This is a genomic window from Paenibacillus sp. FSL M8-0212, from assembly GCF_038004645.1.
In the GTDB taxonomy this organism is placed as follows: Bacteria; Bacillota; Bacilli; order Paenibacillales; family Paenibacillaceae; genus Paenibacillus.
The window spans coordinates 4,186,104-4,208,416 of the sequence record NZ_JBBORP010000001.1; the positions used below are offsets into that span (position 1 = coordinate 4,186,104).

A 22,313-nucleotide genomic window follows, 5' to 3' on the forward strand; every position below is an offset into this window, starting at 1 on the left:
GATGTCTGCTGTACAAACCCCAGTCGCCGGAGGAGTCATTCTTCCCATTCAACAAGAAGAGCCCGAGGGTGTCTTCCGGCAAATGGCCCGGCGTTTCCTAAAACATCGGCTGGCCGTCGCCGGTCTTGTCGTTACCTTGCTGCTTATCCTCATCGCCATCTTTGCCCCGTGGCTCTCCCCGCATAGCCCTTATGCGGTAACCGCCGAATTTTCTGCCGCGCCTTCATCTTCCCATTGGCTTGGAACTGACCAGGTGGGAAGGGACGTGCTGTCTCGTCTGCTATACGCGACGAGAGTCGCTGTCACGGTTGGGTTCGGAACGGTCGCTCTGTATGTGGCGTTCGGAACGATCATCGGTCTTTGGTCTGCTTATGTTGGTGGCTGGGTCGATATGATGGTCATGAGAATTACCGATATGTTTATGGCATTCCCCTACATGATGGTTATTCTCGTTGTCGTCAGTGTGCTTGGACCAACGCTTTGGACGCTCGTACTTGTTCTTGCTCTGTTTTCCTGGCCGTCCATCGCCCGACTTGTCCGGGGGAGTGTATTGACGCTCAAGCAAATGGATTACATTAAAGCCGGAGTCGCTCTGGGGCTCAGCACGCCGCGCATTGTCTTCCGTCACATCCTGCCGAACGCGCTGGCACCGATCATCGTAAATGCGACCTTTGGTGTTGCGGCGGCAATCATGGCGGAGTCAGGGCTGAGTTTCCTAGGCATGGGCGTACAGCCGCCGACCGCCAGTTGGGGCAATATGCTGACGGACGCTCAATCCATTAGCGTCATGACCGACCAGCCCTGGCTTTGGCTGCCTCCCGGAATCATGATTCTGGTGACGGTGCTGGCCATCAACTTCGTAGGTGACGGGCTGCGCGACGCACTCGACCCTAAACAATAAATCATAATGCATCTCTCAAATATGGCATTCAAAAAGATAATCAGGTGGAGGAGATCAGATGAAAAGGGTGCGTAAAGTTTGGATTTGCGGAGTACTGACATTATTAATGGTATTGGTCTCGGCCTGCGGTTCGAATTCTGGCAGCAATAAAACAACGTCTCCGGGATCGGATGGCGAGAGCGCTTCTGCTTCCGGAGGCTCCGGTCAGCCTCTTTATATCGGTCTTGTGAATCCGGTGACAACATTCGATGTCTTCAATCTGGACAATGCAGGTGTTTTCGTTAACTCGTTGATGAGCGATACGCTTGTTGCGATGAACAGCGAATATGGATTCGATCCGAAACTTGCTGAATCAATCGAAACGACGGACAACCGGAACTTCACCATCAAGCTGAACAAGAATGCTAAGTGGAGTGACGGGGAATCGTTCACGGCGGACGACGTTGAGTTCACATTCCGGATGTTCACGGACGTTAACGTGAAGACACTCCTCAACATGACGTTTGTCACTGGACTGAACGAAGCCGGTAAGAGAGAGGAGGGGCAAACGGAGTTGGGATTTTATGAGAAGGTTGATGATTACACTTTTGTTATCAAAACGAAAAACCCGATGGAGACGAATCAATTCAAGAGTCAATTCGGCACGTACTTCCGCTTTTTGCCAGAGCATATGTTGAAAGATGTAGCACCGGTGGACCTGAACAAGAATGAATTTATGATGAATCCTACGGTCACCAACGGGGCATACAAGTTCGTCAAATTCGCCAAGGACCAGTACGTTCAGCTGACCGCGAACGAGCAATATTACGAAGGTGCGCCAAATATCAAGAATATTTACATCAAGATGATGCCGGCGACAAATCTGGCAGCGCAGCTCCAGACAGGGGACATACAGTTGACTGCTCCGGGTGTAGGTCTTATTCCAGTGCAGGATTTTGACAAGGTAGCCAATATGGCGAATGTGACTACGGGCTACGGCGATGCGAACAATCCGAACATTATGTTCATCAATTCGAAGAAGTTCCCGGATTCAAAAGTACGGCAAGCAATTGCTTATGCCATGAACCGCCAGCTTATTGTAGATCAATTGCTCAAAGGACAAGGCGAACTCGTGGATGGCATGCTCGGCCAAAACCACCCTTACTACAATAAGGAAATACCACTGTATGGCTACGATCCGGAGAAAGCGAAAGTACTGTTGGAGGAAGCGGGCTGGGACTTCAATCAGACGATTGAATTCGTCGTTCCGACAGGTAACAAGATCCGTGAACAAGCTTCTGACATCATTGCGGAGAATCTGAAAGCAGTCGGTCTGAAGGTACAAGTGACAAAGCTTGATTTTCCGACAACCTATCAAAGAGCACTTAAGCACGATTACGACTTGACGATAATTAATCTCGGATTCATTCTCGATCCGAACTCCGTGCTAGGGCTGTTCAAGACAGGAGTCAGCTTCAATATCGCAGACTATTCGAGCACCGAAGTCGACGAGCTGCTGGTCCAAGGAGCGGAGGAGCTGGAGCCATCCAAGCGTTTCGAGATTTATAAGCAGGTTCAGCAAATCCTGCACGACGATGTTCCGATTATCGCTCTGTTCGCTGACAAGCAAATGTATGCTGCGGCCAAAAATCTAGACCTTGGCAAAGGCCTTGAGACCAGTACAGTCGGCCTGACGAACAATGTCGCCAAGTGGACGTTCAACCCATGATCGAATAACGACTAGCTTCGGTTCAGGGAGGAGCTGTAGATGCCAGGTTTGAAAAAGGAGAGACCACCTTTGCTGAGCGTTGAAAGTCTCAAGACGTATTATCCGATCCGGCAGGGCATTTTCTCTCAGGTCACAGAATACGTCAAGGCGGTCGATGGTGTCAGCTTCTCGATTCGCGAAGGAGAAACGCTCGGTCTCGTCGGAGAATCGGGCTGTGGTAAGTCGAGTGTCGGTCGCACGTTGCTTCAACTAGAGACTCCTTATGAAGGAAAGGTTCTCTATGCGGGCCGGGAATTGGCAGAACTCGGCAAGAGGGAACTTCGCCGAACCCGGGCGAGCATAGGGGTGATTTTCCAAGACCCATACTCCTCGCTTAACCCCCGGATGAGGATCAGTGATATTCTGGCAGAGCCTCTGCTAGCGCACCGACTCGAGAGCCGTTCGTCTGTTCGGGATCGGGTGGATATGCTGCTTGAAACAGTCGGAATTTCGAAAGAAGACAAAAGTCGTTATCCTTATGAATTTTCAGGAGGACAGCGACAGCGTATTGGCATTGCGAGAGCTTTGTCCCTAAACCCCAGGCTGATCGTGTGTGACGAGCCTGTTTCCGCTCTTGACGTCTCTACCCAGGCACAGATTCTGAATCTCCTGAAAAAGCTCCAGAAGGAGGAGGGGCTCGCTTATCTATTCATCGGACACGGTCTAGGCGCCGTCCGCTATATCAGTGATCGAATAGCGGTCATGTATCTGGGAAAGATCGTGGAGATTGCGAGCCGGGAGAAGCTGTTCAGGGTGCCGAAGCATCCCTATACGAACGCCTTGCTTAGTGCAAATCCGGTAACAGATCCCAGGCTTCGTTCGCAGAAGCGGATTATCATCCAAGGGGATGTGCCAAATCCGGTTCGCCCGCCAGGTGGCTGTCGTTTCCATACGCGCTGTCCGATCGCCAAAGCAATCTGTCGCGAATTTGAGCCGGAGCTCAAAGGTCACGATCATGCCGTTGCCTGCTTCGCATTTGATTGACCGATAGCCGGTACTCAAAGTATTTGCTGCATCTGTTGCATCCTTTGCTTATGAATAATGAAGATTAGCCAAAATGAAGGAGAGAGGTGTTTAGCATGAATGAGAAGATCATTGAAGAGGTTACTGCGTATATCGAAGGGAAGAGAGATGTATTTATTGATGTAAGTGACTCGATCTGGGGCTTCGCTGAGACGCGATTCGAAGAGTTTGAGTCAGCAGATTTGCTCTGCAAGGAACTGGAACGTGAAGGGTTTTCCGTTGAGAGAGGCGTTGCCGGACTCGCCACTGGCTTTATAGGCAGCTTCGGGAACGGTTACCCGATCATTGCAATTCTTGGTGAGTTTGACGCCTTGGCCAGTCTTAGCCAGCAAGCGGGGGCAGCGGTATTCAATCCTGTTGTGCCAGGGACAAATGGACATGGATGCGGGCATAATTTGCTCGGAGCAGGATCTCTTGCGGCTGCCTTTGCGGTCAAGAATTATTTGCAGGAGCATCAAATCTCCGGCACGGTTCGCTACTATGGCTGTCCGGCTGAAGAGAGTGGATCCGGTAAAGCCTACATGGCCAGATCAGGCTTGTTTCAGGATGTCGACGTCGCTTTTTGCTGGCATCCTGCCACGATGAATGTTGTCATGCATATGTCCTCTCTTGCCAATCTACATGTGCACTTCAAATTCGCAGGCCGCAGTGCCCACGCTGCAGCCGCGCCCCATCTCGGACGAAGCGCGCTGGACGCGGTCGAGCTGATGAACGTGGGAGTGAACTACTTGCGTGAGCATATGATTTCGGATGCCCGAATCCACTATGCCGTGACGAATACAGGCGGCTTCGCACCCAATGTTGTTCAGGCGGAAGCAGAAGTGAATTATTTGGTTAGAGCGCCGAAGTCCTCCCAGGTGGCTGACCTGTTCGAACGGGTTCTCGATGTTGCTCGTGGAGCGGCTCTGATGACGGGAACCAAGATGTCATATCACTATGAAGGTGGAGCGTCCAATCTCATTCCGAATGCGACCCTGGAAGGCAAAATGCACGAGTTCCTTAGTGGGCTGGAGCTTCCCATTTATACGGAGGATGAATTGGCCTTTGCCCAAGAGATCTTTGCTGTGATCCCGGATGAGGATAAGACGAGTGCATCGCGGCAAAATGGCAAGGGGGTTCATGACATGCTTTCGGCTCGCCCTCTTGCGAGCTTCGTTGCTCCACTTATGGAGACAATGCGCGTTATGCCGGCGTCGACGGACGTTGGAGACGTCAGTTGGAATGTTCCAACTGCGCAATGCGGCACGGCGACCTGGGCTTACGCGACGCCAATCCATGCCTGGCAGACCGTTGCGCAGGGCAAAAGCGGCTATGCCCACAAAGGCATGCTGCTCGCGGGGAAAGCGATGGCGTGTACTGCCATTGCAGCGCTGCTCGATCCTGTGCTCATCGAGATGGCAAAGGCTGAACTGACGGAAAGGCTGGACGGAGAGTCATACGTTAGTCCGTTCCCCGATGAGGTGATGCCTCCGAATCTTTCATTTTCTCAAAGTTTTGGCGGAGCAGCAACTGAACAAACAACGATGAATGTGTAATTCCCATCCAAATGAATATAGAGAATGACAATGGCAGAGAAAGACCATCGAAGCAAAATAAAGCTTCGGGCACCGCAGGAGCAAGTCAGCGGCTGGCCAGCCGCTGGTTACACCGAAGCTAAACGTACTGCCATCCGACGCAACTCTGGAGAGAGCGAATAATCCACCAGAGGGGTAACAACGGTCGGAGCTACTGGACGCTGCGGAAAAAGTGCATGGAAAGTGAGAATATACTACAATAAACCTGAACATAGGCTTGATCAAGTGATGAGAACCAGTGCAGATGAAGTCAAAGGAAAAGAAAGTGGGTTTATTTCAATGTTTGACCCAACGGTGTATGACAATCTGAAAGTCGGGTTTGAGAATTATCTCTATGATATGGATAACCTGGACGAACGTATTCAGATTACAGGGCGTAAAGATCGGCTGGAGATGGCAGTGATGTCCAGAGAGTTCACAATAAAATTCTGTCTTAGGGATCGCCCGGAAGTAACAGGGGAAGTCGTATTAAGCAGCTCCCTTGAGGAGCTTGCAGCGGAGATCCTGGAGACGCCTGGTGCAAATCCGGGTTGCCGCTTGGAACTACGGTTTAGTACGGTTGTGAAGGACCCTGAGAAGCAGTGCCCGGTTATTCGTCCGATCTTACAGAAGAGCTGGCCTGAGCAGAGGATGTGCCAGAACATCCGATATATCTTTGATGAACAGCCAATCATGTATAACGTCACGGCTCATGTTTATTTTGACCGCAGTGTGAATGAAGACCAGATGGGGGACATTGCTGAACTCTGTGAGCATATGGCGAATGTGATGAATCAATTATTACAGTTGCACTAGTAATTCCGAGAAAAGTCTTGTCTCTTTGTAGAGATCAGGGCTTTTTTTGTATTATTTTCAGAAAATTGTATAGGCTTTCAGGCTTAGGTTTAAGGCCTTTTAGGTTAATGTTTTACGCAAGCAAGTAAGAGAATGTATATTAAAGGGGGGTAAGAGTGCAATTGGACTATACAAAAATGGTGAAATTGCGAAAATAATATTGGGACTAAAGATTTAGTTCTGTACTAAAGGAACTAGTTTTCCTTGCCGATAAAATATCGAAGGGGAGAAACTACATGACAGAGAAATTAATTCGTCTGCTGCGTATACTTCAGGCTATACAAGCAAATCCTGGAATTTCGGCCAAGGAATTGGCGCTGAAATGCGGTACGACTGTACGCACGATTTATCGTGATCTCCGGATTTTGGATAGGGTCGCCCCGATTATGAATGAAGGATACGGCAAAGGTTACCGATTTATTGGTGAGTTTGCGATGTATCCATTAGATTTTACTGAACAGGAAGCAATGGTTTTCTCCTTGCTCCCGTCCGTAGTTGATACCTCCAAGTTACCTGCTGAGTTTGATTCAGCTTTTGACAAGGTTATGTCGGCTCATACCAAATTAAAATCAAGAAACAGTGACATTGTAGAGAATATTGCGGGAATTATTCGGATGGGCACGCCAGCTTATCGTGAGGAAGGAAAAGACCCTAATTTGCTGATTCCCATCATCGAAGCTATTCTAAGCCAGCAAACCATTCGTACTCAATATCATACGCTGACAAGAAATGAGATCACAGTTCGCGATATCGATCCCTATTATCTCATTCCACGTGATCAACGTTTTTATTTGATTGGATACTGTCATTTGCTGCAAAAAGTTCGATTGTTTCGAATTAGCCGTTTTTTGGATGTGACACGAACAAATGCCGGTTTCGACATGGGTGATTTCAACATAACACAGTACATGAAGAACACCTGGTCTATTGACCGTGGCGACGAACATATCCATTTCAAGGTAAGATTCTCTGAGAAAGTGGCCCCCTACATAAAAGAAGAAGAAATGTTTGTTCGCCCGCGAATGACGAATATGTCGGATGGGGGATTGTTATTTGAAGTGACACTGAATAGCAGCAGAGAATTTTTGAAATGGTTGTATCAATTTGGGCCCGAGGCAGAGGTACTTGAACCTCGTGAGTTTCGTAGAGAGATACGCAGGCAACTTGTGGAGTGGTTGGAACATTATGAAACCGATGTACCATTGCTAAAATAAATTTTAATTATGGAGAAATACAGAAAAAGGAGCAGGTCATATGAGTACCAAATTATTCGCAGCTATGTATGGGATGGACCACTACCATGGAGTACAGGCTTTACATGTGGGGGATACCGTGTATCTCGTCAAAGATCCAGATAATCGTTTGGATCATCAAGCGATTAAGGTTGTTATTCCCCCGATTGGAGCTGTAGGTTATATCGTTAATGATCCACTTGTCGTACCTCATGGATGTTGGACCGGGACGGCATTCTACGATGTATTTCATCAACTAACGTGTGCCAAAGTACGATTCATGATGAGAGATATGGTTATTATGGAGTTAATTGAGATGAGTCACATTCCTGTTCCGCAGATGGATTCTTTGATTAAGGGATGGCAATTTCGTGAAAAAGCTTGATCATCGTAACAGAAGAAAGGCTCATTTACGGATGAGCCTGGTATAGGTCGCTTCCAGATGCATGGCTGTTCTTGCCCAACTGAAATGTGCCCTTGCGCTGTCTCGGCCAGACTTCCCTAACATCTCGGCAAAAGTGGGATTGCTTGCAAGTTTGTACAGGTAAGAGGTGAAACGTTGGGGACGCTTATAAGCGGTGACAAGGTATCCATTGATACCTGATTCAATAATCTCACGAATACCTCCGTTATCCGAAGCAATGACGGGTAATCCTGAAGCCATCGCCTCAACATTTACCAAGCCAAAAGCTTCATGTTCTTGAGACGGACAGACCAGACAATCGACTGCCCGGTACAACTGATCGATATGTTCATGGTTTATCTGACCACGGAAGGAAACATGGACTTTTTGTTTTTGGGCAAGTTCGCGAAGTTTACGCATGTAATACGGAGGTCCTTTGCCTGCAACAACCAGTTGAACAGGCATCTGTTGCTGAAGGAGGGCAGTTGCACGAATTAATACATCTACACCTTTTCCAGGGATAAGCCTGCCGACATACAGAATGGAGAATGGTTTAGTTACTCCAAATTTTGTACGCAGATGAATCTGTTCTTCGCTGGATTCAACAGGCCTGAAGCGGCTTAAATCTGCACCCAAGGGGACAACACTCATCCGGTGTTTTACCAACGGAAATCTGCGGCCTAACCTTTGTCTCAGGGATTGACTATTGACGGCAATCCAATCGGCTTTTTTCATTAATGTGAGTTTGGAAGGTCCGGGCTGGGCAAACGTTAACGAGTGAAGATAGAGTACAACAGGTGTGCGTGGAAAAGCTCGTTTGATGGTCGCCATACTGCGTGGCCTGTTATCCACTTGAATTACATCAAAGGGTTGTTTGGATAACAAACGTATGACTGCTTTGGTGTACATGACAGGACTCGACGCAGGGACACGTTGAATGGTGATCCCGTCGATCTGTTCCGTGGCGGCGAGGCCTTCCATTTGACGACTTATAATGGTCACCTGATGGCGATGGGCTAGTTCACGAGCGATGCCCAGGATACAGATTTCCACAGAACCATTACCAGGCAAAGGCAATTTCTCGGGTGCAACCATAGCTATTTTCATGATCAGGCTCCTCCTTGTCCGACATCTGTAACAATCTTCGTCATATATCTTATGAGAAGCTAAAGCATTTGGCTCCTGCGAAATGGTAGATGAACCACCCATATAAGCATGCAGGAATAATCTGTTGCATGGAATGAAGCGGAGATAGACAACTTTTGTGATATACTGTACGGGAACAATTGAATTCGTTACATGTATAAAAGCAGGAGGAAAATAATGTTACATTCTACGCTGGGGCGCTTCCGGCTGATGTTGTGGTTGCAGGGTATTTCGTACGTGTTGCTACTGTTTGTTGCTTTTCCGTTGAGAGATGCAGGGATTATGCCGCAGGCTGTCACATGGTTTGGAAATCTGTACGGTTTTTTGTTTTTAATGTATTTGTTATTCATGGTGAGTATGTACACCTCACAGAAGTGGCGTCTGCGCCGTCCAATTGCTCTGTTCTTTGTTTCTTTCATCCCACTGGGGAATATGATCTACGATGTTGTCGTATTCCGTAAGCTGTATCGTCAACTAAATAAAGCTTGACTTTATTTAACGTTATGAAATATGATGAGTACAGGTTAAACAACCCGTTCCAACTAAAACTACATATTCCTGTTAAAGGGGAGTAGCTTTTACAGTAAAGTCGTCAATTCGGGATCATATCCCCGGCTTTATTGGCAGCAATTTTGTTGTTAGCGAGACCTTTACCAAGTTTTCATGCTCGGTAAAGGTCTCTTTTTGTGGATATAAAAGGACCTTACCAGTGATGGTAAAGGTCCTTTTTTTTGTACATCATAAGAATATTAAGGAGGAGTCAATTTTGGATGTTTCATTATTATTAGAATATGGGTGGGTGCTTGCTGTCTTAGTGGTCCTTGAAGGATTACTCGCAGCAGATAATGCATTGGTACTCGCAATCATGGTTAAACACTTGCCTGAAGATAAGCGCAAAAAAGCGTTGTTCTATGGTTTGATGGGTGCATTTGTTTTCCGTTTAGGTTCGTTGTTCCTGATCTCTTTCCTCGTCGATGTATGGCAAGTACAAGCGATCGGTGCCCTGTACCTCCTGTATATTTCGATTAACCATATCGTTAAAAAGATACTGGGTAGTCGCAATAAGACAGATGAAGCAGCTGATTCAACGCCTAAGAAACCGAAAAAACAATCCGGTTTCTGGATGACCGTTTTCAAGGTCGAAGTAGCGGATATCGCATTTGCAGTTGATTCCATTCTGGCTGCTGTTGCTTTGGCCGTGGCGTTGCCACCAAGTGGATTGCCTCCAATTGGCGGACTCGACGGTGGACAGTTTATCGTTATCTTCCTCGGTGGATTCATCGGGCTTGTGATCATGCGTTTTGCAGCCTCATACTTTGTGAAATTGCTTCATTCCCGTCCAGGACTGGAAGTTGCGGCATTTGTAATCGTAGGTTGGGTAGGGGTTAAGCTGGCAGTTATTACACTCGCACACCCTTCATTGGGTGTTCTGGATGAGCATTTCCCGGAAAATAAAATTTGGAAATTCGGATTCTATATTGTACTGATCACCATTGCGGTATGTGGTTGGTTCCTGTCTTCCAAAGTTCCTGAAAAAGAAGACGAAAATCCGGTTGAAGAGTTGGAAAAACAAGCAGGACTGTAATAATCATGTTACGCTAACAACATCATTATTATTTGGAAAACAGGAGATTGTCCTAGGACAATCTCCTGTTTTTGTTTACATATGCAATCTACACCATGGACCAATTTCCAAGAAAAGGGTTGACACATGAATTCTAGTCCCCTTAATATAAGACTAACATTAACGAAGGGAGGCCGAGAGACATGATGCTTGGTTATGATTTGATTCAAACAGAGCGCAACGTAGACACAATAGCATATCCGGCTCATCGTTTCATTGGCCTCATACGGTCGACATAGGGGATAGGCATATCGTTTAGCGGTTTTTATAATCGATATGCGTTCTTCGCTTATATTATAGCGATGGATGACAGACACACAGCATGTATGCTGTTCTGTTCTCCGTTATTGTCATTCAGTAGAAGTCATGGGCGATTAGCCTATGGCTTTTTTTAGTTTTATTTTACAGATGAATCAGCAAACCGAATTTGCTGAACGTACAGAAAGGAATAATACACTTTTATGAATACAGAATTTAATTTATTTACCAATCCAAATGAAATCGCAGGTGGTTACCGGCATGAAGTGAAATTGCCTGCAGGCGACCTAACCGTATATGCGGCGCAACAGCTCTTCTCCTCGCTCGATTACAAGGTGTTCGAGATGGCAAACAATAATCTGCAGATTCCTGGAATCTCTTATATGAGTTACACGCCAGACGTACACGTCGGTGTAGGTACGTGCATTGGAACGACAGCCGTGTGGGATGCCCACAGCGGATACGTTTCTCCCTCCATCGTGGGTAGTGACATCGGCTGTGGCATGCGAGTGCATATGACGAATTTGCACAAGGACGAATTGAAAGACATCAAGCTTCGCCGTAAACTCGTCAAGGCCATTGAGAAAGTATTGCCGATGGAGGCGAACCAGCGAGGTCATTACTCAGACATCAGACTGGAGCATATTGTTCGTAAAGGACTGCATGGTTTACCCAAAAAGTATATTCCCGACAGCTATACACCGAAAAAATCAACCTCCATGACACATGTGGAAAGCAGCAAGTTCAGTTATGATGAGGATGTGTTAAACCATGTTCCTGATATGACGTGGCATCGTTCGCATCGTCAGCTCGGAACACTGGGTGGGGGGAATCATTTTGCCGAGATCCAGGCGATTGAGATCGCTGAAGAGAATCGTGAAATCGCCGAAGCTTGGGGATTGTATGATGGACAAGTCGTGGTCATGATTCATTCCGGCTCTCGTGCATGGGGTGGTTATGTAAGTCAGACGAGTTCGTCAGCGATTGCCAAAGTCATGCAGCGGCTTAACCTGGGTACATCCGATCCCAGACTGGTCTTTGCTCCACTGGAGCATGCGGAAGGTCGTCATTATGTGAACATGATGTATTCTGCATTGAATTACGCTGTTGTCAATCGGCACCTGATTGCGTATGCTATTCGCGAAGCATTCCGGGATGTGTTTGGCTCCAAATGTGAATTCCGTACGTTATACGATCTGATGCACAACTATGCCTGGGAGGAATCTCACGTAGACAAAGGTTCTGTTTTTGTGCATCGCAAAGGGGCGACACGTGCGTTGCCGGCAGGTCACCCGGACAATCCGAAGCCTTATCTGGCAACTGGACATCCGGCGCTTATTCCCGGTTCCATGGGAACTGCTTCATATATCATGGTAGGTCAGCCGCAGGGTGCTGATAATTATTATTCAATATGTCACGGTGCGGGTCGCATCCGTTCACGGACGGCAACGAAACGATTGATTAGCGTGGAAGATTTTGCCACGGCACTAGGTGTGGGTACAGAAGATGAGATCGTGGTAAATCAACGCTCACTTGAATCCATTATTGATGAATCACCTCAGGCTTATAAAAATGTAGATGAAATTATAGACAGTGTTACCGGCGCAGGCCTGGCTCAAGTTGTAGCCAAATGCAAACCGCTTGTAGCGGTAAAGGGAGCGAAATAATGACAATAAACGAACAACAAACAGATCCAACTCAAGCGATCTATACCTATGACGAACAACATGATACTCGAATTCGAGTGGAAGGGTACGCTATCTATTCAAGGCTGATTCGTGGAATCAGTGAGGCGCTCCATCAGCGCTATGGAGTTGAGTACAAGCTTTATGCCAGTTCTGACCCGAACAATGAATATTGGGAGTTACTCCGGGAAGACCTGCAAAATGGCAGTGACGAAGTAGAATTGGTAGCCCGCATATTCGAGGATCTGGAGCTTCAGACGTTACATTACGACGATGATGGAGATGTACCCACTTATGGTGTGCATTACTCCATTCGCAATAACGTATTTGCCTATCCGAAATGGGGCGTTGCACTTGTCCGGGTTCCGTTTTTCCGAGAGAACGGGATCTACAGTGAAGACTTTGTCTTTGCCGTCGGTGATGAGGAGATGAAGCAATTTCTGGGAAGTGTCCGGGAACGGGAACGTCAGCAAAATATGAAAAAAGTAACGGTCTACACCGATGCCCGGAATGGCAGCGATCGCCATGTGGAATCCATCACTCGCTCCGTGGGACGAGAGGATGTTGTTCTCTCGGCACAGATCAAGCAGGATATTTTCCGCTCGCTGGATCAGTTCTTCGAAGCAGATCGTTCTTTTTACAGAGATTATGATATCCCGTACAAACGGGGCATTCTATTGTATGGGCATCCGGGGAATGGTAAGACCACGTTGGTGAAATCCATTGCGGGAAGTATCCCGGGCCCGGCTGCGTATTGGCAGATTACGGAGTATACCAACAGTGAATCGGTGCGTGAAGTGTTCGAGGCTGCCAAGCGGTTGGCACCAATGGTACTGATTATTGAGGACATCGATTCGATGCCGGATGAAGTCCGTTCCTTTTTCCTGAATACATTGGATGGAGCTACGTCGAAGGAAGGCATTTTCTTGATCGGGACAACGAATTATCCGGAGAAAATAGATCCTGGCCTCATGAACCGTGCTGGACGGTTTGACCGGGCTTATGAAATTCCGTTGCCAGATGAAGCGCTGCGCTTGCAATACTTGCGCCAACGAGGCTTCACCATATTTGCGGGTGAAGAAGGCACAGTAGAAGCAGCTCGTCTGACCGACACGTTTTCTCTTGCACAGCTAGGTGAGTTGTATGTGAGCGCTGCGCTCGAATGGCATCAGAATGGACAGACAGACATTGTAAAAGTCATTCAGTCGATGCGTGGCGAGCTGGACAAGAGCCACAAACATACTTGGCTGGCGCAGCCAGGTAAGGGCCGTGCAGGCTTTTATTGATCAGATCTAACCCATCCATCCTATAATATGACGCAATTTTATAAATAATCCTACCTCAATTGGTGATACTAACCTTGTCTGCTCTAACATACAATGACTTTCGGGAGGTACATAACGCAGCCCTGAGCTGGTGAGATGCCGGAAAGTAACGCGATCTGTTCCATACCTGACTAAGGCTTGTTTTGCAGAGAGAGATGCATGGGGACAAAAGGTAATATGCAAAAATTTTTATGCCAATTGTTTAAATGCTTCTGTAGCGGTTAATAGTAGACAGACAACAACAAAAACTTTAATTAGAGGTGAATGATATGGGTTGGTTATGGTCATTAATTATCGGTGGTATCATTGGATGGTTGGCAGGTTTGATCGTTGGTCGTGACATTCCAGGTGGTGTTATTGGTAACATCATTGCTGGTTTCATCGGTGGATGGTTAGGTGGAGTAATCTTGGGCGATATGGGTCCTGAGATGGGCGGATTCCACATTGTACCTGCATTGATTGGTGCGATCGTTCTTGTAGCCATCGTAAGCTTGATCTTCCGTTCGATGGGACGTAGTCGCGGGTAACTTCATCAAGATAATTTCTTGAATTAGTTGTCAGCTAAATGCATTACCAATGAAGAGGTTGATTGAGAGCCATAACCATGGCTTTCAATCAACCTCTTGTTGTTTTAGAATATAAGGATACATGCGTAACTTAGCATCAGTATTGTATAGGTAGTTTAGATAGAGGGGATGAACGGAATGGAAAAAGCTACATTCGCCGGCGGATGTTTCTGGTGTATGGTTACACCGTTTGAAGAACAACCGGGCATTCATGGCATTATATCAGGTTATGCTGGCGGCCACGTCGACAATCCAACATATGAGCAGGTCAAAACCGGGGAGACCGGTCATGTCGAAGTGGTTGAAATTACATTTGATCCGGATGTATTCCCTTATGAACGACTGTTGGAGCTGTACTGGCCTCAGATTGATCCGACCGATGACGGCGGACAGTTCCAGGATCGGGGGACACAGTACCGTACGGCGATCTTTGTGCATAATGAACGTCAACGTGAGCTTGCTGAACAGTCCAAGCAGGAACTGGCAGCTAGCGGACGATTCAGTCAACCGATTGTTACGGAAATTCGCGATGCAGCTATATTCTATCCGGCTGAAGATTATCATCAGGATTACCACAAGAAAAACGAGAAACATTATAAGGAAGACCGTGCGTTATCCGGACGGGACGAATTTATAGACGAGAATTGGAAATAATGCATCAGATCACATGAAAAGCCGGGAAAGTTCCAGTTGGAACTCGCCCGGCTTTTTGGCTGTATGGCGGCTGAAATCAGCCATAACGGTTATCTAATTGTTCGTTCCCACCAGTATTTCTACGTCAATGGTAATCTTCGACAAGGAAGCTTGAATGCCCATCCGGGATATTCCCGACAGATGCCAGGAAAGTGGTGTCATATGAACGAGTGAATCCAGCATGTTTGCGGTGACGGGCAGCGTGTAGGTCAGCGGAATGCTGGCGATGAGATGATGATGTTTGCAGAATCTGTCCAGCGTAAGTTCCCGGCCGTCTGCTCGATCAGGTCGATTCAGGAACAGCATTTCTCTCAGTTCAATTAAATATCGTTCACGGGGGATGACTTTGATGATCCATCCCCCATCTTTCAGAATTCGTCCAAACTCTTCATAGTTGGAAGGAGAAAGTATATTCAGGATGATGTCCAGCTGACCTTCTGCAAACGGACTGCATGCCAGATCGCCGACAAACCAAATTTGCTGGTTGTAGGCAGAGGAAGCCATGGCAATGCCTTCTTTGGCAATGTCGATGCCCGAGCCAACGGCTGGAGTATTCTGCGTAATCTGCTGCAGAAATGTTCCCTCTCCTGTGCCTGCATCCAGAATATGCACGGGACAGCTGATGTCAACGGAATAACGTGCAATCCACCTGCGTAGTACTTCGGTCAAAGGAGCATAAATACCGGTTTCCGATAAGATATTCCTTTTGGCTGTAAATAAACGTTTGTCATAGTTGCCCTTGAAAAAACGTGTCATGAAATTGATATAGCCTTGTCTTGCAAGATCAAAGCTATGCCTGGAAACACATTGAATGCTCCCTGAGTTAATGGTTGCCATAGGGCTATGACAAATGGGACAGTTCAACATATGGATGTATGGATTAATAAGCGCAGCGCTACGTTCTCTGCGATGGACTGACATGGAAAAACACCCCATTCATTCAGATTTGGATAACTGAAGAAAAGGGCATAACAAATAAACCTCTGCACAAAATTTAAAAAAAGAGGTTTATGGCTATGCCCCAAGTTATCTGTATCGAATGAACTGAATAATCATAGGAAGGCTAAGCTCCTTTGGCCTATCAAGATTAGGGTGAAGCAAGAGAACGTTACCAGTATAACAGGATGAGAAGAAATGACAAGTAAGGGGAGCCAGGCGGATTTGAAATAAAAGAGCGCCCTGTCAACCGTTTAGGCGGTCATACAGAAGCGCTCTGTTCATTATTTTGCAGCAACCTTTAATGCATATTTGGACAATGTCTCATTGTTCATGGAATAGATGACATCATCCACATAAGTAGAGACACCTTCTAATGAAGGAACCGAGGCACTGGTCGTGTAGATATGCACGTCTTCCAGCGTCTGTGGATCAAGAATGTATCCTGTTTTGGCAAAATCAAGCTGATACTGACCATCCTGTGTCTGGTCGACATGCATCAACGCAGGCTGTGCATCCTTGAATGTACGCTCAGTCACTTTGCCTTTCATCGTGTACAATTCCAGCTTCTGCCCTGTAAAGACTGTATAACCGTTGCCAGCCGTCTGAATGTAGGCATCACCAGCAATGGCACGTCCCCAAGCAAGCTTGCCATCGATGCCAAAGCCCATCAGTCGGTTACCGGTGTTCTCGAAATTCGCACGCATAATAATGGAACCATCGTCGAGAATGGCCAGCGATTCTCCGCCGCCATCTCCGAGTGTATTTGCATTGGCAGGGAATTGGTAGAAGGACAGACGATTCAACGTACGATCATAGATCTCTACTTTGGGATTCGCAGCTTGCTGCCAGAAGTTGCCTACCTTGGTTTGTTTACTGGCATCTACTACAATTCGACCATGGTCAGCCTTGAGCACGTTGCCGTTGATGCTCTTTTCGGTAATCAGCTTGCCCTTTTTGTCATATAACGAGATGGTGGAGCGAACCGAACCATTCAATTGCACGCCCTGACTTGAAGCAACCATCAGCGTATCGTTATCCAATAGGGATATGCTTGCAGGTGAATTCACCGTTTTGAGCCAGTTGGTTTTACCGGATGTATTAAATGAGTACACTTTCTTGGTTTTGTCCGAATATTCCATATACACATAAGCTGTACCGTTGCTGGCATATACCGAATCGGAGTAGGTGGTATAAGGACCACTTTTCTCATGGAATATCGTATTCCACTTCAATTGTCCAGTTGTAGCATCAAATGCTTGGAGAGAGTCCAGTTGCCAGTCGAGTGTTGTTTTGCTGCTTGTTTTGGTCACTGGCTGGGAGGCATGTACATATACAAGATTTTTGGATGGCACGGCATGGATTCCCTTAATCAGAACATCTTTCTCTGTATTAGCTTCAGATAACATCAGGGAAGATGACGTCCACGCCGGTTTGGGCATGGATTCGGTTGAAGCAGCGGCGTAACCTGTTGTATTCATGGTGAAGAGGAGCATGCCGCTGAGAATGAGGGCAGCCCATGTTTTGGACTTGTGTTTGGTCAATGTATGCAAGTGATAAACCACCTTTCTTCTTCAGTTCAAAATAGAACCGATTGTTGAATTTTACCATTAACTTCAAGCTGAATTCAACCGAACACACTGTAACCTTTTATCATTGGTTTATCGAAATAACCATGTTTGGGGAAGTCTAGCGGTTACAGGGAATTCATCTTCTTTCGATGAAGGTGGAAGTCTGATATATTTAGTGCGGTGACAAGCCATATCTGCGTAAGACGTTGGATAGAACATAGGAAATGAACAAGGAGAACAGCTATGAACTGGAGTGAAAATGTGACCCTATGGGTCATTGGATGTATCATCATATTGTTGTTGCTGGCCTGGATTATTCGGCGGGTTATCGGGCGCGGGCAGCGGATCCGAAGTGAAGCCAATCCTCGTAAGATCACAATAAAGGACATCGACAAGATGGAGGATGGTTCGGAATTTGAATTATATCTCTATCATTTATTCGAAGAGCTCGGGTACGAGGAGGTGCATAAGACAACGAGCAGCCGGGATTTTGGGGCAGATCTGGTGTTTGTTGATAGACTCGGCAGACGAAGTGTGATACAAGCGAAGCGATATGGTGCGAATCATCCTGTAGGATTGAGTGCAGTGCAGGAGATATATACATCCATGCGTTATTATGAAGCCGACCGGTCAATTGTATTAACGTCCGCTCGTTACACCGAAGCCTGTCGGACGCTTGCAGCAGTCAATGGAGTGAAGTTGCTGGACCGAGAAGACCTGATGGAATTAATCCTGTTATTCAAAGCGAGAAGAGTGGAAGAAGCATTGGAACTGATCGAAGAAGATGATCATGAACCAATCGAGACGTGGCAGTCCCGGCGAAAGCGGCAATCTCGCTAGTTTCATTGTATTAATGTGCCACAACGTAGATTTTTTTAAATATAATCAAAAAGTAGTAATGTTGTAAGGATTAACATTTAAACCGTTGGGGCTCCCTTAAAAATGGATGAATACGACAGATGCAGATTTTAAAACGATTATAACCAATCGCTAGGTAGATACAGGCGACTGGTTATTTTTCTGGATGGATATTTCCAGCTCCGTTTGTTCATCTGTTAGTTGTAACATTTCGAATATTTGATTCACCCCTCTCTGGTATCGACAATGTTTACCTCAAGGCCGTGACATTTAAAATTGTGGTTAGGATTTTTCCTAACCTCATCTTTTTGAAGTTCATACATAGCTAATTTATAATTATTTCTTCCATATGTTTCAAACTTTCTTCAATTTTCTTTTGTAATTCAATTTTATGTTTCTTTAACATTTCCTCTCTTTCTAAATAGGTGGAGTTCCCCATCTCATAGGATTCCTTGTAGTCTTTTATTTTAGAAAGCGGCATTCCTGTTTCTTTGAGACAAAGAATAAAAGAAATCCAATCGATTTGTTGTTCGGTATAAACTCTATTCCCTTTTTCGTCGCGTGAAATATTCGGTAATATCCCTTGCTCTTCATAAAATCGAAGTGTCTTTGCAGTTATATTATAATTCTCCACTACATACTTCATTGAAAAAAACATCTGATCGCCTCCATAGTTACAGTTACTGTAACTGTTATTTTATCACATAGAATAGTAGTTAAAATAAAATCGTTTAAAATTACGTATCAATTCCTACTTTACTTCCCCTTAGGTTAACCTGATATTCTTGTGTAGAACTTGTGATTGGGATGGATGAGATAAGGTTATCTTCATCTGTTCCATGAATAAGCACTTAGAAATCAAAATATAAAGGAGAACGTAGAATGAGTAAATTTAATAACTTGTTTGAACCCTTTACATTCAATAAAGGGATTACCTTAAAGAATAGAGTGGTTATGTCTCCGATGACGACATGGTCAAGTAATGATGATTACACGATTTCCGATGAGGAAGTTGCATATTATAAAAAAAGAGTGAATGGTGTAGGTTTAGTTATCACGGGCTGTACTCATGTCCTACCCAATGGTATAGGATTTACACATGAATTCGCCGCATATAATGATTCATTTATCCCTAGTCTAAAAAAATTGGCAGATGCTGCTAAGAGTGGAGGAGCTCCAGCAATTCTTCAATTGTTCCATGCTGGAGATAAAGCGATTGCTGAATTAGTTCCTAATGGTGACGTGGTGAGTCCGAGCGGTGTTGCTCTGACTGAAGCAGTATCCCCTAGAGAACTTACACTTGAAGAAATTCTGGAAATTATACATGCGTTCGGTGAAACTACAAGACGTGCAATTGAAGCTGGTTTTGACGGTGTTGAACTACATGGAGCCCACGGTTTTTTACTTCAAAGCTTCTTATCTCCATTCTTCAACAAACGTCAAGACCAATGGGGGGGATCACTGGAAAAACGTCTGAGTTTTCCAATAGCTGTTATTCGAGAGGTGAAAAAAGCTATTGAGAGATATTCGACAAAACCATTTATTTTAGGTTACCGCATTTCCCCAGAGGAACATCAACAAGATGCCCTTAGAATGAAAGATACTTACGCACTGATTGATAAACTGATTGAAGAAAATGTTGATTATGTTCATGGTTCCTTGGTACAAGCCCTTACGTCAAAACCAAAATATAACCAAGATAACAAAAAAACGTATCTTGAGCTGATTGTTGAACATGCCAACAATCGGATTTTTGTAATTGCAGCGGGTGCCTTGGAAAGCCCAGAGGATGTCTCTGAAAGCATGGAGAAAGGACTCTCTTTGGCGGTAATTGGACGTGTATTAATCTCCGATCCAGAGTGGGTTGAAAAAGTTCAACAAGGAAGAGAATTGGAAATTCAAAACGTGATTAAATCATCTAACGTTAGAGATCTTGTGTTGCCAGCGAAACTATGGGGTGTCATACAAAATGCAGGTCCATGGTTTAAAGTTGAACAATAAAGAAGATGAAAGATCAAAAAAGGCCGCTAATAATAGCTGCCTTTTTTGATTTCAAGAACAGTTGTACTAATTTATCCGCTTCAACAAAAAAAGCTTCACCTTCACTTGCATAGCTGCACATGATATATTGAGTGTATATCAACCAAAGGAGTGTGTGATCCATTATGGCACGTACACAAACACAAAAAGCATTACGCAAAGCAGAGCGGTCAGGTCAATGGTGCTCGGAACAGAGCCGAAGAGTTAACGGAGATTATGGTGCGTTATCCCAGCATGTGCGGCTCATGCCTACGAAGCAGGAAAAATTGCAAAAGGTCAAACACAAGAAGCAGATCATCCAGGATGGTGGTGCTTCTTTTTATTTTGTCCATAAGGACCGGATTGCTGGATAAGTAAGACATTGAATTCTTTCTTTGGTTGGAAAGTAATGATGTGGACTGTTAAAATCAATCCTAATGAACTGAACTATGAATCCTTGTATATCTAATGAAGGGAAGAACCTATACATATGACAACAGCGCTGCACATGAATAAAAAAATCGTTCGGCGTTTTTTGCTGCAAACGCAAGCTTTACTGGGACGTTGGCCCGCAGTTTCCTTACCTTCGGGACCCGATCAAGTTTTGAGTTTGATTCGCTCCCTTGGTTGCGTGCAGATCGATCCTGTGGCTGCTGTAACCGGAAACCAGCATTTGGTGCTGGGTGCTCGTGATCCTGGTTACACTGCTGACAGCTTAAATACGCTGCTGAGTGATCACAAGGTGTTTGAATATTTTGCAAATGCTGCCTGTGTCATTCCAATCGAGGACTATGCTCTCTTGGAACCTGTGCGTGCCCGATTAAGGGAGCGTCTGGCTCCGTCCCTGCAAGGTCTGGAGAAAACAATTCAGCATGTGTTACAACGTTTGAAGGAAGAAGGACCTTTACCTTCCAGAGCCTTCCGTGCTGTTGAACGGGTAAGTGGTTATTGGGACAGTGCAGATATGCCAAAGACGAAGGATACCACACTTGCTCTGAATTTACTGTTAGACTCGGCTGTGATTCGTGTGGTGGCGAGGCAGGGGAATGAACGTTATTTTCATATTACCGAATCCGGATTGCAACAACAGGGACTTACGATAAAAGAAGACATGGATGTGTTGGCCCAGAGACAGGCTCTGCTGGATAAATACATTCATGCGTATCGTGTCGTAGATGCCCGTGATCCCCGTCTGGGTTGGCTAAAATCTACAGCGGCTGAACGACGCGCCGATATTGCTGACCGTGTGTCAGATGGGCGAATGATCCCGCTGAAGGTGGAGGACGTGGCGACGCCTTATTATATACGTGCTGAAGATGAGGATTTGCTGCTGCACATGGAGAGGGAAGAGCCACACTATGATCCATCAGGCCCGGTCCGTTTCCTGCCGCCACTGGACAACCTGTTATGGAGAAGAGAACGTATTGTCGATTTATTCGATTTTCATTATAAGTGGGAGATTTATACGCCAGAGGTGAAAAGAACCTACGGTTATTATGCCATGCCTATTCTTCACGGTGATCGGTTGATTGGACGTATGGACCCACGACTTGATCGCAAAACGGGAGTACTTACCGTTCGTTTGTTATCGATGGAAGAGGCTGCTCCACCTGTGGAGGAATGGATTACGGATTTTCGGGAGGGGCTTCAATTCTTTGCGTCCATGCATGGAGCGCGTTCGATCACTATCGAGAAGACGGTACCAAAAGAGCTGAAAAAGCAGCTTAAATCGATTTGATTAGGGGATATACGAAAGAATGTATGGATACGGGAAATTGGAGTTGTTAAGGGGGGGAGGAACTAAAAAGAACAAAAAAATGGAGGAGCCAGAAGGCCCCTCCTTCTTCATTTGATTTTAAAATTAGTTTTAACATGATATCCGCAGTTAGCTCTAACAAAAACCTAAGCTCACGTCCAC

The 22,313-nt window shown here is 45.8% G+C and carries 22 protein-coding genes and 1 pseudogene; 18 read left to right on the forward strand and 5 right to left on the reverse strand.

What is annotated here, in order from left to right:
• Position 1 precedes the first annotated feature (1 nt).
• The 8 genes from opp4C to MKX68_RS18485 all read left to right on the forward strand — a co-directional run bounded on the left by opp4C (position 2) and on the right by MKX68_RS18485 (position 7,696).
• Entirely contained in the window at positions 2 to 901 is a 900-nt protein-coding gene (opp4C, locus tag MKX68_RS18450; RefSeq protein WP_253440053.1) for an oligopeptide ABC transporter permease, read from the forward strand.
• Between the two features lie 58 nt (positions 902 to 959).
• Complete coding sequence (locus MKX68_RS18455) at positions 960 to 2,609, forward strand: ABC transporter substrate-binding protein (protein WP_340913489.1); 1,650 nt, start codon at positions 960 to 962, stop codon at positions 2,607 to 2,609.
• Positions 2,610 to 2,648: 39 nt separating this feature from the next.
• Entirely contained in the window at positions 2,649 to 3,632 is a 984-nt protein-coding gene (locus MKX68_RS18460) for an ABC transporter ATP-binding protein (RefSeq protein ID WP_340913492.1), read from the forward strand.
• 95 nt (positions 3,633 to 3,727) lie between these two features.
• On the forward strand, positions 3,728 to 5,206 hold the full coding sequence (locus tag MKX68_RS18465) for a M20 family metallopeptidase (RefSeq protein ID WP_340913493.1): 1,479 nt from the start codon (positions 3,728 to 3,730) through the stop codon (positions 5,204 to 5,206).
• 24 nt (positions 5,207 to 5,230) lie between these two features.
• Positions 5,231 to 5,368, forward strand: coding sequence for a hypothetical protein (locus tag MKX68_RS18470; protein WP_340913495.1), 138 nt, complete (start codon positions 5,231 to 5,233; stop codon positions 5,366 to 5,368).
• A gap of 105 nt (positions 5,369 to 5,473) precedes the next feature.
• Positions 5,474 to 6,040: a hypothetical protein gene (locus MKX68_RS18475; RefSeq protein WP_340915434.1), complete on the forward strand. Its 567-nt coding sequence runs from the start codon at positions 5,474 to 5,476 to the stop codon at positions 6,038 to 6,040.
• 275 nt (positions 6,041 to 6,315) lie between these two features.
• A complete protein-coding gene (locus MKX68_RS18480) occupies positions 6,316 to 7,293 on the forward strand; it encodes a helix-turn-helix transcriptional regulator (protein ID WP_338588287.1) in 978 nt (325 codons plus the stop codon).
• 40 nt (positions 7,294 to 7,333) lie between these two features.
• Positions 7,334 to 7,696, forward strand: a complete 363-nt coding sequence (locus MKX68_RS18485) for an HIRAN domain-containing protein (RefSeq protein ID WP_237176987.1) — start codon at positions 7,334 to 7,336, stop codon at positions 7,694 to 7,696.
• A gap of 21 nt (positions 7,697 to 7,717) precedes the next feature.
• Here MKX68_RS18485 and MKX68_RS18490 read toward each other — a convergent pair whose 3' ends face one another.
• Positions 7,718 to 8,821, reverse strand: a complete 1,104-nt coding sequence (locus MKX68_RS18490) for a glycosyltransferase family 4 protein (protein WP_339789541.1) — start codon at positions 8,819 to 8,821, stop codon at positions 7,718 to 7,720.
• Between the two features lie 216 nt (positions 8,822 to 9,037).
• On the opposite strand from MKX68_RS18490, the gene MKX68_RS18495 reads away from it, so the two are divergent.
• From MKX68_RS18495 to msrA, 6 genes are all read left to right on the forward strand, one after another.
• Positions 9,038 to 9,349 (forward strand): DUF3817 domain-containing protein, encoded by a 312-nt coding sequence (locus tag MKX68_RS18495; RefSeq protein WP_237176989.1) that lies wholly within the window; start codon positions 9,038 to 9,040, stop codon positions 9,347 to 9,349.
• A gap of 277 nt (positions 9,350 to 9,626) precedes the next feature.
• A complete protein-coding gene (locus tag MKX68_RS18500) occupies positions 9,627 to 10,445 on the forward strand; it encodes a TerC family protein (RefSeq protein WP_036617064.1) in 819 nt (272 codons plus the stop codon).
• A 500-nt stretch (positions 10,446 to 10,945) separates the two neighbouring features.
• Positions 10,946 to 12,409 (forward strand): RtcB family protein, encoded by a 1,464-nt coding sequence (locus MKX68_RS18505; RefSeq protein ID WP_340913500.1) that lies wholly within the window; start codon positions 10,946 to 10,948, stop codon positions 12,407 to 12,409.
• Complete coding sequence (locus tag MKX68_RS18510; protein ID WP_339789547.1) at positions 12,409 to 13,713, forward strand: ATP-binding protein; 1,305 nt, start codon at positions 12,409 to 12,411, stop codon at positions 13,711 to 13,713. Before MKX68_RS18505 ends, MKX68_RS18510 begins: the two co-directional genes overlap by 1 nt.
• A 308-nt stretch (positions 13,714 to 14,021) precedes the next feature.
• Complete coding sequence (locus tag MKX68_RS18515) at positions 14,022 to 14,279, forward strand: GlsB/YeaQ/YmgE family stress response membrane protein (RefSeq protein ID WP_062835823.1); 258 nt, start codon at positions 14,022 to 14,024, stop codon at positions 14,277 to 14,279.
• 177 nt (positions 14,280 to 14,456) lie between these two features.
• Entirely contained in the window at positions 14,457 to 14,972 is a 516-nt protein-coding gene (gene msrA, locus MKX68_RS18520; RefSeq protein ID WP_338588283.1) for a peptide-methionine (S)-S-oxide reductase MsrA, read from the forward strand.
• A gap of 93 nt (positions 14,973 to 15,065) precedes the next feature.
• On the opposite strand, the gene MKX68_RS18525 is transcribed toward msrA, so the two are convergent.
• From MKX68_RS18525 to MKX68_RS18530, 3 genes and pseudogenes are all read right to left on the reverse strand, one after another.
• Positions 15,066 to 15,767: a methyltransferase domain-containing protein gene (locus MKX68_RS18525; protein WP_340913503.1), complete on the reverse strand. Its 702-nt coding sequence runs from the start codon at positions 15,765 to 15,767 to the stop codon at positions 15,066 to 15,068.
• A 9-nt stretch (positions 15,768 to 15,776) separates the two neighbouring features.
• A pseudogene (locus MKX68_RS28715) lies at positions 15,777 to 15,947 on the reverse strand (putative RNA methyltransferase); the annotation flags it as partial.
• Positions 15,948 to 16,231: 284 nt separating this feature from the next.
• Positions 16,232 to 17,491, reverse strand: a complete 1,260-nt coding sequence (locus tag MKX68_RS18530) for a hypothetical protein (protein WP_340913505.1) — start codon at positions 17,489 to 17,491, stop codon at positions 16,232 to 16,234.
• 270 nt (positions 17,492 to 17,761) lie between these two features.
• Here MKX68_RS18530 and MKX68_RS18535 point away from each other — a divergent pair, with 270 nt between their 5' ends.
• A complete protein-coding gene (locus MKX68_RS18535; protein ID WP_338588281.1) occupies positions 17,762 to 18,358 on the forward strand; it encodes a restriction endonuclease in 597 nt (198 codons plus the stop codon).
• 343 nt (positions 18,359 to 18,701) lie between these two features.
• On the opposite strand, the gene MKX68_RS18540 is transcribed toward MKX68_RS18535, so the two are convergent.
• Positions 18,702 to 19,034, reverse strand: a complete 333-nt coding sequence (locus MKX68_RS18540; protein WP_340913507.1) for a MerR family transcriptional regulator — start codon at positions 19,032 to 19,034, stop codon at positions 18,702 to 18,704.
• Between the two features lie 224 nt (positions 19,035 to 19,258).
• On the opposite strand from MKX68_RS18540, the gene MKX68_RS18545 reads away from it, so the two are divergent.
• From MKX68_RS18545 to MKX68_RS18555, 3 genes are all read left to right on the forward strand, one after another.
• Complete coding sequence (locus MKX68_RS18545; protein ID WP_340913509.1) at positions 19,259 to 20,377, forward strand: NADH-dependent flavin oxidoreductase; 1,119 nt, start codon at positions 19,259 to 19,261, stop codon at positions 20,375 to 20,377.
• Positions 20,378 to 20,541: 164 nt separating this feature from the next.
• Positions 20,542 to 20,769 (forward strand): hypothetical protein, encoded by a 228-nt coding sequence (locus tag MKX68_RS18550; RefSeq protein WP_315938477.1) that lies wholly within the window; start codon positions 20,542 to 20,544, stop codon positions 20,767 to 20,769.
• Between the two features lie 134 nt (positions 20,770 to 20,903).
• Positions 20,904 to 22,133, forward strand: coding sequence for a DNA glycosylase AlkZ-like family protein (locus tag MKX68_RS18555; RefSeq protein ID WP_340913511.1), 1,230 nt, complete (start codon positions 20,904 to 20,906; stop codon positions 22,131 to 22,133).
• Positions 22,134 to 22,313 lie beyond the last annotated feature (180 nt).

What these genes read in the sequence shown, in the direction of transcription:
- MKX68_RS18550 (WP_315938477.1), top strand. Translation starts at nt 20,542, where the DNA reads ATGGCACGTACACAAACACAAAAAGCATTACGCAAAGCAGAGCGGTCA.
- MKX68_RS18480 (WP_338588287.1), top strand. Translation starts at nt 6,316, where the DNA reads ATGACAGAGAAATTAATTCGTCTGCTGCGTATACTTCAGGCTATACAA.
- MKX68_RS18505 (WP_340913500.1), top strand. Translation starts at nt 10,946, where the DNA reads ATGAATACAGAATTTAATTTATTTACCAATCCAAATGAAATCGCAGGT.
- MKX68_RS18460 (WP_340913492.1), top strand. Translation starts at nt 2,649, where the DNA reads ATGCCAGGTTTGAAAAAGGAGAGACCACCTTTGCTGAGCGTTGAAAGT.
- MKX68_RS18540 (WP_340913507.1), bottom strand. Translation starts at nt 19,034, where the DNA reads ATGTTTTTTTCAATGAAGTATGTAGTGGAGAATTATAATATAACTGCA.
- MKX68_RS18555 (WP_340913511.1), top strand. Translation starts at nt 20,904, where the DNA reads ATGAATAAAAAAATCGTTCGGCGTTTTTTGCTGCAAACGCAAGCTTTA.
- MKX68_RS18535 (WP_338588281.1), top strand. Translation starts at nt 17,762, where the DNA reads ATGAACTGGAGTGAAAATGTGACCCTATGGGTCATTGGATGTATCATC.
- MKX68_RS18485 (WP_237176987.1), top strand. Translation starts at nt 7,334, where the DNA reads ATGAGTACCAAATTATTCGCAGCTATGTATGGGATGGACCACTACCAT.
- MKX68_RS18545 (WP_340913509.1), top strand. Translation starts at nt 19,259, where the DNA reads ATGAGTAAATTTAATAACTTGTTTGAACCCTTTACATTCAATAAAGGG.
- MKX68_RS18525 (WP_340913503.1), bottom strand. Translation starts at nt 15,767, where the DNA reads ATGACACGTTTTTTCAAGGGCAACTATGACAAACGTTTATTTACAGCC.
- opp4C (WP_253440053.1), top strand. Translation starts at nt 2, where the DNA reads ATGTCTGCTGTACAAACCCCAGTCGCCGGAGGAGTCATTCTTCCCATT.
- MKX68_RS18515 (WP_062835823.1), top strand. Translation starts at nt 14,022, where the DNA reads ATGGGTTGGTTATGGTCATTAATTATCGGTGGTATCATTGGATGGTTG.
- MKX68_RS18465 (WP_340913493.1), top strand. Translation starts at nt 3,728, where the DNA reads ATGAATGAGAAGATCATTGAAGAGGTTACTGCGTATATCGAAGGGAAG.
- MKX68_RS18470 (WP_340913495.1), top strand. Translation starts at nt 5,231, where the DNA reads ATGACAATGGCAGAGAAAGACCATCGAAGCAAAATAAAGCTTCGGGCA.
- MKX68_RS18475 (WP_340915434.1), top strand. Translation starts at nt 5,474, where the DNA reads ATGAGAACCAGTGCAGATGAAGTCAAAGGAAAAGAAAGTGGGTTTATT.
- MKX68_RS18455 (WP_340913489.1), top strand. Translation starts at nt 960, where the DNA reads ATGAAAAGGGTGCGTAAAGTTTGGATTTGCGGAGTACTGACATTATTA.
- msrA (WP_338588283.1), top strand. Translation starts at nt 14,457, where the DNA reads ATGGAAAAAGCTACATTCGCCGGCGGATGTTTCTGGTGTATGGTTACA.
- MKX68_RS18495 (WP_237176989.1), top strand. Translation starts at nt 9,038, where the DNA reads ATGTTACATTCTACGCTGGGGCGCTTCCGGCTGATGTTGTGGTTGCAG.
- MKX68_RS18510 (WP_339789547.1), top strand. Translation starts at nt 12,409, where the DNA reads ATGACAATAAACGAACAACAAACAGATCCAACTCAAGCGATCTATACC.
- MKX68_RS18490 (WP_339789541.1), bottom strand. Translation starts at nt 8,821, where the DNA reads ATGAAAATAGCTATGGTTGCACCCGAGAAATTGCCTTTGCCTGGTAAT.